The following is a 16,547-nucleotide window of genomic DNA, read 5'->3' as shown; positions in this document are numbered from 1 at the left end:
TATGAGCGACGCTACCATCGCCATCTCCATCTTATGGGGGTTTCTGTTCATCTATTCAATCATCGGCTCGGTCGACTTCGGCGCGGGATTTTGGTCTATGGTTTACAGTCGGAGAAATCCCCAGGCCGCCGGGATCGCAAACCGCTTTCTGTCTCCATCGTGGGAAGTGACAAATGTTTTTCTGGTGCTGCTGGTTGTGGCGTTGGTTGGTTTCTTCCCGCGTGCCGCCTATGTCCTTGGAACATTGTTGCTCGTCCCGGTCAGCCTCGTCATGATTCTGCTTCTGTTCCGCAGCGCGTTTATGGTTTACGCCTACTCCGTACAACGGGAGGTCCGGAGCCTGCGCATCGTGTCCGGCATCACCGGCTTATTAATACCGGGGCTGCTCGTGAGCGTGCTGCCGATTACGTTAGGCGGTTTTATTCGTCAGGAGAGCGGGTATCCGCAGCTAAAGTACGGCGATTTGCTGACTAGTCCGGCATTGTATGCCTATTTGGGCTTCGGTATCGCCACGGAGTTGTTTCTGTCTGCGCTGTTCCTCTCCGATTTCTCCAACGAGGCGGGGGATGAGAGCAGTTATCGTCAATACCGCCTGTTAGCGGTGATCACCGGGCCGCTCGCCATGCTACTGGCTGTCGTCGCGACTTTCTCCGTGAATGAGGAGGCGATGTGGATGGTCCACCGGATGAAGGAGCAGGGACTGTGGTTTATGCTGTCGAGTGCCGCATTTCTTGCAGGGTACGGTTCCCTATGGGTTAGACGAAACGGTAGGCTTGGCTGGCCCCGTCTGGCCTTTGTATTCGTGGTGCTTCAATTTGCAGTGGCAAGCTTTGCCTATGGGAAAGCGCATATGCCGTATATCGTGTACCCGTATTTGACGGTGACCGAAGGGATAACCAATCACTCGATGTTTATCTCCTTATTATGGGGTTACGGCATTGGAACGGTCATTTTGCTGCCGGTCTTCATGCTGTTTTGGTGGCTGTTCCTGAAGGACAAGCGTTATTTGCGCACAGAGTAGCTCACCCTGGCTAGAATGACAAAAGCCGCCCTTGAGAGGGGCGGCTTTTTGCTGCAATTGGATTCGCTTAAATTAACTTATGCGCGTACCATTTCTTCCCGCGGAACCGCCAGAGGAAGAGGGCCCCGCGCACGCCCCATTCGCTGCACATCGCCAGCCAGACACCCAAGATGCCAAGGCCAAGCACGATGCCGAGAATGTAGCCGAGAATGACTCGGAACAGCCACATCGTCAACATCGAGGTGATTGAAGTGAAACGTGAGTCGCCCGCTGCCCGCAGTGCGGATGGCAAGATGAAGCTGATCGGCCAGAGAGGGATCTGGGCGATGGAGCTCACCAGGAGCACAAGGAAGATGTCGCCGACAATTTCGGTTGGCGGAGCGAAGATGCTTACGAGCGGTCGGAACAATGGCAGTAGAATCAAGCTGATGATAGCCAGCGACCCCGAGCCGAGCCAGAGGAAGGACTTGATGAACTTCCGCGCGTCGCCTACGCTGCCGCTGCCAATGCATTGGCCAACCACGGTTACGATCGTAAGCGACAGGGCACTGGCGGGAATTTGGAACACCCCAGCGAGGGAACCGCCGATGGCATTTGTCGCAATGGCGTAGGTGCCTAAACTAACGATAAAAACCTGAGTTAGCAGTTTACCGCCATTAAAGAACAGCTGCTCGGCCGCGAACGGAATCCCGATGAACATGATTTTGCGCAGCATTTCGAGCGGGAAGTGGAATAGGTCGCGTAGTTGCAGGTGCAAGGAGGCTTCCATTTTGAACAGATAATACAGCGCGCAGATCGCGCCTGCAAACCGGGCAATATTGATCGCCAGCGTCATGCCGAAGACGCCCATATCCAGAAGGGTAATCAGCAGGATGTTCAGCAGCACGTAGAGCAGGTTCATGATCAGCGACAGGGTTAAAGAAGCCCGAGTTTTGCCAATGCCCCTCAAAGCGGAGCAGACGGCCTGGACCACAGCTAGTCCCGTGTAGGAGATGCTGCTGCCGATCAAATAGACGCGGGCGTTGTCCAGTACATCCGCGGATGCGGCGCCGAACAGCAGCTTCAGAATCGGATTATGAAATCCGATCAGGAGCAGGGCGATCCCGACGGCAAGCAGGGACACCGAAGTGACCGTTGCCGCTGAAGCGCGGGAGACATTACGGTCGTTGCGGCTGCCTTTGTATTGAGCGACCACTACCGTACCTCCGGTCGCGACGGCGACAAACACACTGATCAAGAAGATATTCAGCGAGTCGACGATGTTGACCGCGCTGACGGCGGCGACGCCGGACGAGCTGATCATGGCGGTATTGACTAAGTTGAGGCCGATGATAAATGCCTGATCGATCAGAATCGGTAGAAACAGAGCGAAGATCTGCCGGTAGTCCATGGACTCGCCGGACAGATGCTTTTCCAGGAAGACGTTATTTTGTAGACGCGCGAAAATGGGCTTCAATAGACATCACTTTCTTTTCTATATAGTTAGAAAACAGTTTACCCCTATTATCGGACATTTCGTCACAAGGCTAAAGCAACAAAGCAACCCCGGCTTTCTTGACCGGGTAGGGTTGAAGATACCATTATCGGAAGAACGATGTCAATGCGATTACGCATCCTTCTGGCGGGGCGGCAGCTGCAGGGCATGCGATTTGGAAAATGCGGTGGCAGGTGTTACCATGGAGGGGATTGGGCGAATTTGATTTGGGAGGGGATTGTTTTGAAAGCGCTATTTATCGGAGGCACCGGGACGATCAGTTCCGCGATTACGAGACAGTTGGCGGAGGACAGCTCCTGGGAGTTGTACCTGTTGAATCGGGGGAACCGCAGTAAAGAGTTGCCGTCCGGCGTACATGTCATTGAGGCCGATATCCATCAGGAAGCTGAGGTGGCTGCAAAGCTCGAGGGTCATACTTTCGATGTGGTGGCGGACTTCATCGCCTTTGAACCGGCGCAGTTGGAGCGGGATGTTCGATTATTCGCTGGGAAAACCAAGCAGTTTATGTTTATCAGCTCGGCTTCGGCGTATCAAACCCCTTTGTCGGATTACAGAATCACCGAAGGGACACCGCTGTCCAATCCTTATTGGGTCTACTCCCGCAACAAAATCGCTTGCGAGGAATATTTGATGCAGCAGTATCGCGAGCAGGGATTCCCGATCACCATCGTGCGGCCGAGCCACACCTATGATGAGCGTTCGATCCCGCTGGGCGTTCACGGCAACAAGGGTTCTTGGCAAGTGGCCCAGCGCATGCTGGAGAACAAACCGGTCTTGATTCATGGCGACGGTTCGTCGTTGTGGACGTTAACGCATAACAGCGATTTTGCCAAAGGCTTTATCGGGTTGATGGGCAACCTTCATGCCATCGGCGAATCGGTCCATATCACGTCGGATGAAAGCGTAACTTGGAACCAAATTCATGAAGTCATTGCGGATGCCCTGGGCGTGAAGCTGCGTACGTTGCACGTCGCTTCTGACTTTCTTGCGGACAACGGGCCTTACGATTTCCGCGGCGGGCTGCTGGGCGACAAGGCAAATACGGTCGTCTTCGACAATGCCAAGCTGAAACGGCTGGTGCCTGGCTTTACGGCGACGGTTCGTGTGGATCAAGGCATCCGACGGACGGTGGAGCATATCCTGGCGCATCCTGAGCTTCAGGTAGCGGATCCGGAATTCGATGCTTGGAGCGATCGGGTTGTCGGAGCGATGGAAGCGGCCGCGAAGCTGATGAGGGAATAGGCGGGAGGCCCCGATGAGCATGGCACGGCAACCCACGTTCGTGTTGGCGCCGGATTCTTTTAAGGAGAGCATGACGGCCAAGGATGTATGTCTAGCTATGGAAAAAGGGCTGCGCAAAGCGTTTCCGGACGCGCGTTATGTTCATGTTCCGATGGCTGACGGCGGAGAAGGAACCGTTCAAGCCTTGGTTGACGCCACAGGCGGGCGGCTGTTCTCGCTGGAGGTGACGGGGTCGCTCGGCGAGCCGGTTACGGCGCAGTACGGGCTGCTGAGCGACGGGGAGACGGCGGCCATCGAATTGGCTTCGGCCAGCGGGCTCCAGCAGGTGCCGCCGGATCGGCGCGACCCGCTGCAGACCACAACGTACGGCACCGGCGTGTTGATCCGCGCTTGCCTCGATCAGGGCGTGCGTCGGATCATCGTGGTGCTTGGCGGCAGCGCCACGAACGACGGCGGTGCCGGGATGGCCGAGGCGCTAGGCGCGCGGTTCCTGGACACGTCGGGCCGGTCGCTGCCGCGCGGCGGGGGCCGCCTCGGGGAGTTGGCGCGGATTGACGTATCCGCGCTCGATCCGCGGCTGCAGCAGACGCGCCTGATCGTGGCTTGCGACGTCGACAACCCGCTCTGCGGCGAGCGCGGCGCCGCCGCCAGGCCGCTGGGTCCGGCCAGGCCAGCCTCGCTGCGCCCGCTTCGCCGCCCAAAAGGGAGAAATGTTGTATTTCCTACAACATTTCTCCCTTTTTTCTTGCCCCTGCGGGGCAAATGTTGCAAAAGCTGCAACATTTAAGCCCGCCCCGGGCCGTACCGCTGGTAAATGTTTCACTTTATGCAACATTTCACTCCCCCGGCCCGCCAAGTAGCCCGGAATGTTGCACAATATGCAACATTTCGGGCCAATTAGTCCTATATAGCAGGAAAATTGTTGGATTATGGAGAATAACTGGTAAAGCTACTAGGCCGGGAGTAGGAACTCCCAGAAACTAATTATTATTTAAGTGTCACACACCTCAGAAATCACCTTCACGTTTTGCGCACTCTTCTACAGCCTGATAACTCCAACATACCTTAGTCCTACCATGACATGTGTCAACACCATGATGAATTCGCCAACTCGATGAGAAAGGAATAAATGCTGTGACCGCTAAAATATTCGTTCACGAAGTAAGCCGTGCCAGTCTGGTTAACGGTCCGGGTACTCGTGCGGTCGTATGGGTACAGGGCTGCAGTATCGGTTGCCCTGGATGCTTTAATCCCGAGACGCATGCCGCTCATTCCGATTCGGATGGGGGAAGCGACCCTGAGGAACTGGGCAAATCGTTGGGACACCTTGCGGTTGATGGCCTAACCGTATCAGGTGGAGAGCCGTTAGAGCAACCGGAGGCCGTTGCTGCGTTAATCGAAGCTTTCCGAAAGGTGAATCCCGGAACGGTGCTTATTTTTAGTGGTCTTTCGCCTAAGCGGATATTTGCTTCGCCAGAGGCTCGACAAACGATCCTGCTGACGGATGCGGTGCTGGCCGGTCCTTACGTGGAGGGGGATCGTTCATCCGGGATTTGGAGCGGCAAGCAGCTGATTCTGGTCACAGACCGAATCTATCCGGAGGAACTGACACCGGAAAAGCGCCTGGAAGTATCGCTACAGTCCAGCGGGCAGCTTCGGTTGTCCGGATATCCAGGCCTGATGGAGCGGGAATTATTTTCGAAACTAATGAAAGTAGGGTTCCAAGATGATGACAAGGGATGAATTCACACAGGAGCTAGAAGTACTGATTCGTGCGCGTTATGGCATTATTCTGATTAATACGTTGGAAGAAGAACGGGCTGTGGACATCCTCAAAGCCATGGCTCGCAAATTAAATAAGCGTTTGATGTTATGGTCCTGCACTCGCGGACTGATTACAGAGAACGATACGGCAGTCGATCCGGAGACAGTGGACCTCATGACGGCGATTGCACGTGTCGAGCAGTTGGCTAATGATCCTTCTTTGTTCGTATGGCTTGACCTCCAATCCACCCTGAACAGTTCACCGGTATACATCCGCCGCTTCAAGGAGCTGTCACAGGAGATCCGGGAACGCATGCCGTCCAACTCCATTATTGTAGGGCCGCTCATCGATATCCCCGCCGAGTTACAAAAGGAAGTTACGATTATCGATATGCCGTACCCTGGTTTGGATGAGGTAAAAGCGATCATTTCGCAATTTGCTCGGCAATATTCCGATCGCACTGACCTTACCATCGATTGCTCTGAACCTACATTAGATGCCCTAGGCAGAGCGGCAATCGGTTTGTCCAAGACGGAAATCGAAAATTGCCTTGCGAAGTCGCTGGTGAAGCATAAGCGGATTTCCATGGAGGACATCGACTTTATTTTGGAGGAGAAGAAGCAGAACATCCGTAAGGCGGGTATTTTGGAATACGTAGAAACAGAGAATCTGGAGACCTCCGATATCGGCGGATTGGATAATATGAAAAAATGGCTGGAAATCCGTAAGCAGGCTTACACGCCGGAAGCGGAACAGTTCGGCATCGGTTGGCCCAAAGGTGTTCTGCTCGTCGGGGTGCCGGGTTGCGGAAAGAGCCTTAGCGCAAAATGCGTAGCCGCTTCATGGAAAATGCCACTGCTCCGTCTAGATCTCGGTCGTGTATTCGGCATGTACGTCGGTACCTCCGAAGCAAATATTCGTATGGCTTTATCGATGTGTGAAGCAGTTTCCCCGTCTATTCTCTGGATCGATGAGATTGAGAAGGCGTTGTCCGGTCAAGCCAGCAGCAATCAGACCGACGGGGGAACGACGTCGCGGGTATTCGGCACGATTTTGACTTGGATGCAGGAGAAGAAAAGCCCGGTATTTGTGTTTGCTACGGCAAACAATATCGCCAGCCTGCCGCCGGAGTTACTGCGGAAAGGCCGGTTCGACGAGATTTTCTTCGTTGATTTGCCGAACGAACAGGAGCGTGCAGAAATATTCCGCATCCACATTAAGCGAATTGGACGTAATCCGGATCAGTACGATATAGCCAAGATGGTGCAACTGTCTGGTGAGCAGACCTTTGGTGACGGTGTCCGCTTAACCGGTTCGGAGATCGAAGCTTGCGTTAATCAGGCGTTGTTGGAGGCTTTCTTCGTGAAAAATTCAGAAAATCATCCGGATAGCGATGTCACTTCGGCGGACATCGAGCGGGCGATTCAGCATTCCGTGCCGTTGAGTCGGGTCCGCAAGGAAGACATCGGTTATATGCGTTCTTGGGCCGCAGAGAATGCGGTGCGAGCTAGTCTCTCACCGGAGCAGGTACAGCCTTCTGCGACGGCGGCGCTGGGTACCACGGGATCCGGGGAAGTCACGGGCGGACGTAATATCGACTTTTAGAACGGAGGAAGCATATGAGCCATTGCACGACGTATCCTATGGTTTTTCAGGATAAACGCCTATTGTTTAAGGCCATGCGGGACTTGGAGATGGAACCGGAGAACGTCGCATGGGAGATGTACGGATCAAGCCTGTTAAAGGGTTTGGGTATTGGGGGAGAATCGCTCGGAAAGCTCCTGACCGGAAGCAAGTACGGCCTGAATTTAGCCTTCGAGGAGACGGATCAAGGCCTCCAGCCGATGTTTGAAACGGATGCCTTATTCGGCGAAGAACGCGCGATAGTAGAAGAGCGGCTTTTGTCTGAAGTGGAGACTGCTTACCTGCGCTGCGCGGTGGAAGAGACCGCGAAGAAATATCGGGAATCCGGGTTATTCGCAGAAGTTCGGGAGAAAAGAACCGAAGAAGGCGTCTCGTTCGTCCTGAAATTCGGCACGGGGAATAAATCAGTCACGGTCACAAAAAGCCCAGACGGGGTCATCGAAGAAACCGTTCAAGGGGTTATGGGGCGTTCCTGCACAGATGCTACCGCTTCGCTCGAACGTCTGCTCTCCAGCTCTAATACGCCTGTCGAACGGACATGGACTCCGGCTTATCAAGCAAACGTGGAGGATCGGGAATTGAAGGTATTAAGGTTAACTCGGTAGAAGAAATTTGAGAGGCTAAAGGGCGTGAGAACGTGGAAAAAGAAGCGCTAAAGCAATTGAAAAGTAAGTATGCAATATTGTGGTTCGGAAATCTACTTTGTACTTTTCTCATGCTTTTGTTGCTGGCCATGGGAGAGGTTTGGTTGGGTCTCATGTGCGGAGCATTTGTTCTGATTTGTATATGGCCGACTATCATGTACGGTAAGCAATTAAAAGGAAACATCCCCTTATACCGGAGGGGAAGAGGCTTTTGGTATTATCGTCTTTCCCCGCAGCATAAAAAGACTTACTTGACGGTCAGCCAATGGGTGTTTTTTTTCCTGGCTGTGGTTTTTTGGATCCTTGATTTAGGATCGTCTGTATACGGAACATCAACACTAATTGGCGGCATTTTGTATATTCAGTTCAAGACAAAGAAGCGAATTAAGCTGCATACGTCGGTGGATGACGTTACTTTGTATGAATTGCTGGAGCTCGGTATCGTGAAAGCGGAGGAGTTCGTGACCGGACTTTATAAGGACTTTGAAACTTGGACGAAAGTGCATCCGAATGCGAAGATCCTCGCCCTGACGGAAGATCGTCTTGTAATTGTTCGAATGATCACGCCAGAAATTGGAGATCGGTACGATGTACCGCTACGTGAGATTGCAGGTGTGTATGTCATTTCGAATGGGCGCTATGGCCAAGGTCTCATATTGACGATCCGCTTATCCAACGATTCAAGCATTCGCCTGTCGTTGCTTGGGAACACCGTGCAGGATTCACCGGAGCAATTCATGTATGAATTTTTAAATACACTGGATCATGCCATACTGGGGACAGGCAACAAGCCAACGCCGATATCTCCGCCACTTCATCAACGCTCCCCCCTTTCATACCCTAGTTTTGCGGATGGGGTAGCACATCCAGTCATTCGTCAGTTGGATTTGTTCGAATGGAACGAGGCTCCCGCGGGACAAGCGGCAGTGGATTTCCCCGGTCGTTCGGCTGGCTCGGCCCCTTATGAGGAGTCCAGGAACCGGCGCAAATTGGACTTTTAACAACTCGATTCTCATTCTTTAGGAATAGGTGTCTAGCGAAGCGCACAGTTTATGATGTCTGGGCGCTTTTCTTTTGCCCATATAACAAAAGTATAGTAAAATACAAAAATATAGTTAACTAGATGAAGCGGAGGAACAAACCATGGAAATCGGAATCAGCACGTTCGTGGAAACGACACCGGATGTCGTTACTGGCGAATTGATCAGTCATGCGCAGCGGCTGCGTGAGGTAGTAGAGGAGATCGTCCTAGCCGACAAGGTCGGGCTCGATGTGTTTGGTGTAGGGGAGCATCACCGCAAGGATTATGCCGCTTCTTCGCCGACGTTGGTGTTGGCCGCAGCTGCGCCGCAGACGTCGCGTATCCGGCTAACCAGTGCCGTTACCGTGCTGTCTTCCGATGATCCGGTTCGGGTGTTCCAGGACTTCGCGACGCTGGATGGCCTATCGAATGGGCGCGCGGAGATTATGGCCGGTCGGGGTTCTTTTATCGAGTCCTTCCCGCTGTTCGGGTACGATTTGAATGATTATGAGGAGCTGTTCGAGGAGAAGCTGGATCTGCTGCTAAAGCTGCGTGAGTCGGAAAAAGTAACCTGGCAGGGCAACCACCGTCCAGCAATCCATAATCTGGGCGTCTATCCGCGCCCTGTGCAGAACCCATTGCCGGTATGGATCGGCAGCGGCGGCAACACGGAATCCGTCATTCGTGCCGGTGTGCTCGGTTTGCCGCTGGTGCTGGCGATCATTGGCGGCCGGCCGACTCAATTTGCGCCGCTCGTGAAGATCTACAAGCAGGCTGCCGCCCAGGCAGGGCATGACGTCTCGAAGTTGACGGTCGCCTCCCATTCGCATGGCTTCGTTGGCGACCGCAATGACGTGGCGGTGGAGAAGTTCTTCCCCTCGACACAGGCGGCCATGAACGTGATCGGACGGGAACGCGGCTGGGGCCACTACGGCCGGGCCAGCTACGATGCCGCCCGCAGCCTGGAAGGTGCGCTGTACGTTGGTGACCCGGAGACGGTGGCGAACAAGATCATTTACCTTCGCAAAAATGTCGGCATCACCCGCTTCATGCTGCATTGCCCGCTCGGGACGATGCCGCATGAGGATGTCATGCGGTCGATTGAACTCCTCGGCACTGAAGTGGCGCCTCGAGTACGGGAGGAAATCGCCCGTTGGGAAGCCGGGGGCGGGGATCTTCAGTAAAAAGAAGGAAAAAACTAGCCCATGGAGAACTTAGTAGGGTAAATCACTGGGCACTGATTAAATCTCAGGTTAAATACCTTGAAGGGGCTATTTTCGTGGACCGTGAAGCGCTAAGAAAACTCCAATTACGGTGGATGTTAAGCTGGATCCTGATTCCGGTAGGCTTCATTTTAACCTACTATGCCGTGAAAATCGGCTTTGTGGAAGTGGATTTGATATTCACGATATTATTGGTTTGGACGGTCGTTAGGTTGATCCGTTTACGTAAATTCATCACTGGAAAGATCCGCTTATACAAGCCCGACCAAAGCTTATGGTTTTATCGTATGAGCCTAGATCAGCAGAGGGGTTTCCTGACGGCGGGGCAATGGCTGAGCGTATTTGCGTTCTTTTTTCTGTGGATCGGGGTAGGGAGCTTCTTGGTTGCCGTTATTATGATGATTATGGGCATGTCCAACTACACGATCAAAAAGCGGAGAATGAAGGCTCACCTCGAAGTCGACGAAGCAAGTCTGTATCGATTGTACGATTTGAGAATCATCCCAACCCAAGAGCACATAACGGCACTTTACAAGGATTTTTCATATTGGACTGAGCTACCAGAACAATCTAATGTTATGGCGTTGACCGCCGATCGTTTGATTATAGCCAGGCTTGTTTCGGGGAGAATGGCTGAGCGTTACGAGTTGCCGCTTCGAGAAATTGCTGGAATTGCCGAGATCAATGTGCTTTTTATAGGTAAAGTTGTGGCAATTAAGATGACGAACCATGCTGTAATTCGATTTGCACTAAAAGGGCGCAGCAACGAGGACTCCCCGGAGGTTTTCCTCTCCACTTTAGTGGATTTGCTCGATCACCCTCCGTTATTTGAGCGGCCTAATCCTGTCGAACTCTATGAACCTCATACGGAAGATGTATCGCCCCTTGATTCGCCTCCAAGGGAACAACCGTTGGATCCGTCCCTTGATTTACCTGCCTCCACCCAGTCGGGCGAACCCGTTGAGCCAGAGATAGCGGATCCCCCACGCCCACAGCAGCCTATAGAGGTGGAAGGGGAGGCACCGAGCAAGGATTCCAACACAAAGCCACTCGAGGGTCCAAGACGTTGGCTTGATTTCTAAGGGCAGCCCCCCCTCACACCTCCGCCCGAAACGTCTTCCCTAACGGTTCGCCGAGGCCGAAGTAGTGGCGGAAGTTATAAATGAGCGGGCTCCACAGGCGAGGGTCGATATGATGTTCGCCGATGACGAGGTCACGACGGGCGTGGACGGCCACGGCCCGGGTTTCGACGATCGCGAAGAAGGGGGCATAGGCTGGCGCTCGGAAGTCCTTCACGACCGCTTCGATTTGCAGCGGGCACTCGCGGATGCGGGCGGGCCGCACCTGCTGGGAAGGGATCGATGCCAACCCGCTGGCCGCAAATTTATCGCTTTGATACGTAAAACCCTGTGCTGCTTTTTCAATTGGCACGGGGTTTTTTCCGGTTGTGGGGGCTAGCCGCTCGACTTGCTCCCACAGGGAGGGATCGGGTAGATTGATCACGCACTCTCGGCAGCGCTGTACGTTTTCGGCGGCTTTTCCGCCCAGCCCGATGCCAAGAACAATATGGTTGCCGAGCGCCCAAGAAGAAGAGATCGGGCTAATATTCGTGCTTCCGTCTTCATTAAGAGTCGTGAGCAGGACGACGGGCGTACCGTAATACAAAATTTTTGGCTGAATCAGATGTGTGTCGTCGGCTGACGGACTTGCCGCTTTCGAAGTTTGCATCGGAATGACCTCCCGGTTTTATGTGTTTCCCGCTCATTGTATAATGGCAACAATACCATGGGGATCGAAATATGGATGACATCCTCAAAAAGGGGGAGTGAATCGTTATGAAAACACCGATGCATACGTCAGCGGCGGTCATCGCCTCGCTTGTCAGCGACCCTAGTCGGTCGGCGATGTTAACGGCCATGCTGGACGGAAGGTACCATGCCGCCGGGGAGTTGGCTCAAGCGGCCGGAATCCAGCCGCAAACAGCCAGCTTTCATCTGACCAAGCTGACGGAAGCCGGCCTCATTGCCGTCGAGAAACAAGGTCGCCACCGCTACTACGGAATCGCAGGCCCGGAGGTCGCCCGGGTGATGGAATCCCTGTTGTCCATCGCGCCGCCGGCACCGATTAAGTCGTTGCGGCAGGCCACGGAGGATCAGGCACTGCGGTATGCCCGAACCTGCTATGACCATTTGGCGGGGAGTTTAGGCGTCCGGCTGACGCAATGCTTGGTTGGCCGAGGAATCCTCGCCGAAGGTGACGGAGGGTTTGATGTTACCACGGAAGGGGAAGCGTTTCTGGGTCGGTTCGGGGTCGACATCGACGGAGCCAAGCGCAAACGCCGCTCTTTTTCCCCAAAATGCCTGGATTGGAGTGAACGGCGCCATCATCTGGCCGGGGCGCTCGGCCATGCGCTGCTAGAGCGGCTGATGGAGCTGGGATGGGTAGAGCGAAATCCGCATAGCCGGGCCGTCAAGTTGACCGCGAAAGGGCGAGTAGGGTTAAGGGAAAGCTTGGCTTTGGACATGGACGTTGAGGAAGGAGTCGGCTAACTTCCGAATTCAAAGTTCAGGCATACGAAAAACCATCTCTCACTTGCAAGAGATGGTTTTTTGCCATTCTGCTATAACCGGCTGCGTCGCCGTTGTCTTCTTCGTCCGCGCAGCGTGACGTGAAGCGATCGGGCGCTCCGCCGCTTGGCCTTGCTGCGGGCATGAGCGGCCGCTTTACCAATGGAACTGCGAACCCAAGTTCGTGCCCCTTTCTTGCGCAGCGCCCCTTTGCGGATCGAACGTTTGCGACGCCGGCGGGACGAGGTTGGTTTCACCGAGTCAGGCCATAGACTCTGGCAGGCTTGCGTTAAGATTGCCTTGATTTGCTCCTGTTTATGCGGAGCATCCGGCTGGGTATAGATCTGGGTAGCCGCCATCAGCGCCGGCTTCAGCCCGTTCTTCAAAGCTCCGTATTCGGGAGCATCCGGCTGCAGATGAAAGAGCCGGGCGCCGTGAGCTAACGTACGCCGAACTTGTCGCGCGGCAGCACGCTCCGAAGCGTTCTTGCTGCTGCGCCACGATTTGAGGATACGCAGCGTATTTTTATACCCTTCCATCCCCTCGGAAGGGGGCAGGATGGCGAACAAGCTGATTTCCGGATCGGCGTAGCCATGGTTCTGGTAGATGATCCGCAGGTTCTCTCCTTGGGAATCCTCACTCCGATGAAAGGACGGGTGCTCCTGATGATAACCGACCACTTCCTCAATGCTAACGAAGGTGCAACCGCGAAGGTGCAGCCGGTAGCCCAGTTCCCAATCTTCAAGGCCATGCTTCTGGAAGTTCTCATTAAAACCGCCGACCTCTTCAAATAGTCGTTTGGACAAAGAGAGGTTGCGCGTGACCGCCATGAGCCAAGGCGCCACATCGGTGGTTGGGAATTCGCGATAATTCCCCTTAATCGGTTCCCAAGGGGCGACGACTTTTTCCAGTTGGCCGGTTTGGCCGAGAATATCCTCGCGGGTAACGATCTCGATCAGATCCGGTGCTTGCCAATAGTCGTTGTTCCACAGCCCGGAAGCTTGCAGAACCTCAGAGGCAGCGACCTTCTCCTCCCCAGAGAAATCAGGGTACAGGTGGGGATACGCCTTGATGAACAAGATCGGAACGCCGGAGACGACAGCGTTTCGGTGCAGTTGATGATAGGTGTCGTGCGTCTTCACGAAGTCGGGAGTGACCAGGTAATCGGGATCACAAAAAATCAGGTAGTCGCCGGAAGCGGCCTCAACCCCGCGGTTCCGAGCCGCCGACCTCCCGGCCGTTTCCTCCAGGGTGACGGGAACGAGCTGGTAAGGGGGGCGGTACCGGCTTAGACGCTCCAGGGTGTCATCTGTGGAGCCGTCGTCGACCACCACCACTTCAAATTGATCAAGCGAATAGGTCTGGATTTCAAATGCCGTTAACGTCAGCATCAAAGACAACGCCTTATTATAGCTGGGGATGATGACACTATATTTCATTGGACAGGGATCACCTCGGGCATCATGATTTCGTACCCATTATACGAATCCCCAGCGGCGGCGAAAGGGACAAAGAACCACGCCCGGTTACTTTATTTTGATGCGCACCCTTTTTATCGTGGCCCATAGGATTCCCAGCGCAAGACCTGCTAGCAACAACGTACCCAGCAACGAACCCCAAACCGGCAAATGGCCTATATAGACGACGCGGTTAAGGAGGTCCTTGAGCTCCAAATCCCACATGGCCTCGGAAGCAAACAGAAGAATCAGGGCCAGAACGATATACAACATGCCCCCCAGCTTGCCGAACCGGTAAAAGCCGGCACCGATCACATAACCCGCCAAATAATAAACGAGGGCGTTCAAGATGTAGACGATTACGGTAAGCAACCAGGAAGCATTCTCCCCCAGGAAGGATACCTTCTCGGGTGCAGGAATCAGCCAATGCTGCAAGCTGCCGAGGACGCCTACACCCCCCATCAACACCAAGGCCACCATAGCAGCAGCCAGTGAGGACCCGCAGAAATAGGCTTTTCGCGTAACCCCAAATCTGGCGTAGAAGCTGAGGAAGCCGGACACCGAAATAATTCCGATGACGAGCATAAACACCTTGGACGGTTGAAAAGCGAACGTGATAAAGTTTTGCGCATTCACTTCAATTAGCGCATACGCCAGGGTGACGAAGCAGATAAACCAGGCGGCCCAGGTCAGCTGGAGCCAGGACATATCCGCAGCAACTCGAAGCGCGCGGCTTGTGTTATTGATCGGCTGGTTCTTAAAGCTCGGATTGGACTTCATGGGAACCCCCCTCCCCGGTTAAATGGATGAACAAATCCTGTAGCGGAACCGGTCCGATGTCGAGACCTTTGTTCGCAGCGGCTCTGCGCCGAGCCTCGTCAATCTCCCCGTAGACCATCGCTGCCTTCGTGCTGCCAAGCTGTTGGACATTTAGCACCTTCATGCCGCGCACGAACTCGTCGACATCGGCAACTGCTCCGGTGATAGATGCACCCCGTTCCAACAACTGGTCAATGGGCTCCTTCAGCAGCATCCGTCCTTTGTGCAAAATCACCACGTCCTCGAACAAATAATCCATTTCCGAAACGAGGTGGGTGGATAGGATGATCGTCCGCGGGTGGTTGGCATGATCCTCTAGCAGCTGCTTATAGAAAATCTCTCGGGTTGGCGCATCCATTCCGCGATACACCTCATCGAAGATCGTCACCGGTGTTCGGCTTGCCAGCCCGATCACGGCATTCAGCGCCGACTGCATCCCGCTGGAGAGCTTCTTCATCGATACATCCGTCGGTAAACCGAACAACCGGACCAGTTCTTCGGCATACGCCCGGTCAAAATAAGGGCGGTATCGCTCGGCAACCTTCAGCATGCCGTTCACTTTTTCGCTTTCTTCACTGTAATTGGTCTCATAAACGAAGCTGACCTGGGCCATCGTCTCGGCATGCTCAAACGGGGGATGGCCGCCAATCCGCACCCGTCCTGCCGTTGGCTCCATATAGGAAGCCAGGAGGGAGAGCAGGGTGGTTTTGCCCGCGCCGTTGCGGCCTAGCAGCCCATAAATTTTCCCGGCCTCCAGCTCTAAAGTAATATCGATCAGAGCGGGGTGGCTGCCAAAATGGACACTCACCTGCTCAAGCGTAACGTCAAGGCTCATGTTTAATCCCTTCCTTTGCTTTAGTGATCAGCAGATTCATTTCCCCTTCGGCAATGCCCAGCTTCGCAGCTTCCCGCATCATGGGAAGGACATATTCATCGAGAAATCGATCTTTACGTTCCGTAAGCAGCATTTCCTTTGCATTTTCGGCCACAAACATGCCAACCCCCCTCTTCTTGTACAAAATACCGGCGTCCACCAACAGATTGATGCCTTTGGCGATCGTCAGGTGATTGATTTTGTAAAATTGTACGAGCTGCGTCGTCGACGGAATTTGCTCATGCTCCTTCAGTTGGTCGTTCACGATCTGGTCTTCAATGAGCTCTTTGATCTGCAGAAAAATCGGCTTCTTGTCGTCAAAAGACGGACTCAACGGGAAATCACCTCCGTATCCCTTTGTTGTTAGTTATATGGTTATATAGTCTTATATATAACTATATAAATAAAATTTCATCTCGTCAACCTACTTTTCGCCTGGAGCGAGGAACGACGGCTTAGCACCTAACGCTTGCCACACAGCTAATATCCGCTAAAATCGCCGCTTTGCGGATCTAACGCGGATCACAGAGTTTATTTGCCATTTTTGGGGTTGAAATCGGGGGGTTTCCCCGAAATAGCGTTGCTCAGCGTCGTTAGAAATTCTAGAGCGCCGAATTTGCCACATTAGCGATCCTGGTCAGCGTTAGCGCATGGGAGTGGGTCTTGGTGGAGAATTTCCACAGCGCCGAATTTGCCACATTAGAGTTCCTGGTCAGCGTTAGCGCTGGCACAGTATCCGTACAGCAAGAACCGCAAGCACTCCAAGCACCTCAAG

General features: G+C 53.9%; 15 protein-coding genes and 1 pseudogene. 10 read left to right on the top strand and 6 right to left on the bottom strand.

The features are described 5' to 3' along the window. Position 1 precedes the first annotated feature (1 nt). Positions 2 to 1,021 (top strand): cytochrome d ubiquinol oxidase subunit II, encoded by a 1,020-nt coding sequence (locus KJS42_RS06580; protein WP_213622364.1) that lies wholly within the window; start codon positions 2 to 4, stop codon positions 1,019 to 1,021. A gap of 67 nt (positions 1,022 to 1,088) precedes the next feature. Here KJS42_RS06580 and KJS42_RS06575 read toward each other — a convergent pair whose 3' ends face one another. Further along, a complete protein-coding gene (locus tag KJS42_RS06575) occupies positions 1,089 to 2,411 on the bottom strand; it encodes an MATE family efflux transporter (RefSeq protein WP_240908606.1) in 1,323 nt (440 codons plus the stop codon). A gap of 327 nt (positions 2,412 to 2,738) precedes the next feature. On the opposite strand from KJS42_RS06575, the gene KJS42_RS06570 reads away from it, so the two are divergent. The 8 genes and pseudogenes from KJS42_RS06570 (at position 2,739) to KJS42_RS06535 (ending at position 11,137) form a co-directional block, all read left to right on the top strand. Continuing rightward, positions 2,739 to 3,758 carry an SDR family oxidoreductase gene (locus KJS42_RS06570; RefSeq protein ID WP_213622362.1) on the top strand — a complete coding sequence of 340 codons (1,020 nt, stop codon included), beginning with the start codon at positions 2,739 to 2,741 and terminating at the stop codon, positions 3,756 to 3,758. Between the two features lie 19 nt (positions 3,759 to 3,777). Next, a pseudogene (locus tag KJS42_RS06565) lies at positions 3,778 to 4,437 on the top strand (glycerate kinase); the annotation flags it as partial. A 455-nt stretch (positions 4,438 to 4,892) separates the two neighbouring features. Then, complete coding sequence (locus tag KJS42_RS06560; RefSeq protein ID WP_213622360.1) at positions 4,893 to 5,501, top strand: 4Fe-4S single cluster domain-containing protein; 609 nt, start codon at positions 4,893 to 4,895, stop codon at positions 5,499 to 5,501. Continuing rightward, positions 5,485 to 7,128, top strand: a complete 1,644-nt coding sequence (locus tag KJS42_RS06555) for an AAA family ATPase (RefSeq protein ID WP_244868401.1) — start codon at positions 5,485 to 5,487, stop codon at positions 7,126 to 7,128. Before KJS42_RS06560 ends, KJS42_RS06555 begins: the two co-directional genes overlap by 17 nt. A 14-nt stretch (positions 7,129 to 7,142) precedes the next feature. Continuing rightward, positions 7,143 to 7,772, top strand: coding sequence for a DUF2997 domain-containing protein (locus tag KJS42_RS06550; RefSeq protein ID WP_213622359.1), 630 nt, complete (start codon positions 7,143 to 7,145; stop codon positions 7,770 to 7,772). Positions 7,773 to 7,804: 32 nt separating this feature from the next. Next, positions 7,805 to 8,812: a hypothetical protein gene (locus KJS42_RS06545; RefSeq protein ID WP_213622358.1), complete on the top strand. Its 1,008-nt coding sequence runs from the start codon at positions 7,805 to 7,807 to the stop codon at positions 8,810 to 8,812. A 142-nt stretch (positions 8,813 to 8,954) separates the two neighbouring features. Then, positions 8,955 to 10,016, top strand: a complete 1,062-nt coding sequence (locus KJS42_RS06540) for an LLM class flavin-dependent oxidoreductase (protein WP_213622357.1) — start codon at positions 8,955 to 8,957, stop codon at positions 10,014 to 10,016. 95 nt (positions 10,017 to 10,111) lie between these two features. Further along, positions 10,112 to 11,137: a hypothetical protein gene (locus tag KJS42_RS06535; RefSeq protein ID WP_213622356.1), complete on the top strand. Its 1,026-nt coding sequence runs from the start codon at positions 10,112 to 10,114 to the stop codon at positions 11,135 to 11,137. A gap of 13 nt (positions 11,138 to 11,150) precedes the next feature. Here KJS42_RS06535 and KJS42_RS06530 read toward each other — a convergent pair whose 3' ends face one another. Further along, positions 11,151 to 11,783: a flavin reductase family protein gene (locus KJS42_RS06530; RefSeq protein ID WP_213622355.1), complete on the bottom strand. Its 633-nt coding sequence runs from the start codon at positions 11,781 to 11,783 to the stop codon at positions 11,151 to 11,153. Positions 11,784 to 11,890: 107 nt separating this feature from the next. Between KJS42_RS06530 and KJS42_RS06525 the strand changes: the two genes are divergently transcribed. Next, positions 11,891 to 12,604 carry an ArsR/SmtB family transcription factor gene (locus KJS42_RS06525; protein WP_244868400.1) on the top strand — a complete coding sequence of 238 codons (714 nt, stop codon included), beginning with the start codon at positions 11,891 to 11,893 and terminating at the stop codon, positions 12,602 to 12,604. Between the two features lie 71 nt (positions 12,605 to 12,675). Here the strand turns inward: KJS42_RS06525 and KJS42_RS06520 are convergent, their stop codons facing one another. The 4 genes from KJS42_RS06520 to KJS42_RS06505 all read right to left on the bottom strand — a co-directional run bounded on the left by KJS42_RS06520 (position 12,676) and on the right by KJS42_RS06505 (position 16,106). Then, positions 12,676 to 14,061 (bottom strand): glycosyltransferase family 2 protein, encoded by a 1,386-nt coding sequence (locus tag KJS42_RS06520; RefSeq protein WP_155604734.1) that lies wholly within the window; start codon positions 14,059 to 14,061, stop codon positions 12,676 to 12,678. 87 nt (positions 14,062 to 14,148) lie between these two features. Beyond that, on the bottom strand, positions 14,149 to 14,859 hold the full coding sequence (locus tag KJS42_RS06515; protein WP_213622354.1) for a hypothetical protein: 711 nt from the start codon (positions 14,857 to 14,859) through the stop codon (positions 14,149 to 14,151). Beyond that, positions 14,837 to 15,733 (bottom strand): ATP-binding cassette domain-containing protein, encoded by an 897-nt coding sequence (locus KJS42_RS06510; protein ID WP_213622353.1) that lies wholly within the window; start codon positions 15,731 to 15,733, stop codon positions 14,837 to 14,839. The genes KJS42_RS06515 and KJS42_RS06510 overlap by 23 nt, the downstream gene beginning before the upstream one ends. Beyond that, a complete protein-coding gene (locus tag KJS42_RS06505; RefSeq protein ID WP_155604737.1) occupies positions 15,723 to 16,106 on the bottom strand; it encodes a GntR family transcriptional regulator in 384 nt (127 codons plus the stop codon). Before KJS42_RS06505 ends, KJS42_RS06510 begins: the two co-directional genes overlap by 11 nt. Positions 16,107 to 16,547: the final 441 nt, after the last annotated feature.

Source organism: Paenibacillus sp. J53TS2 (assembly GCF_018403305.1).
Taxonomy (GTDB): Bacteria; Bacillota; Bacilli; order Paenibacillales; family Paenibacillaceae; genus Fontibacillus; species Fontibacillus rhizolycopersici.
Note: the sequence above shows the minus strand (reverse complement) of the source record. Positions and strands in the feature narration are given on the sequence as shown.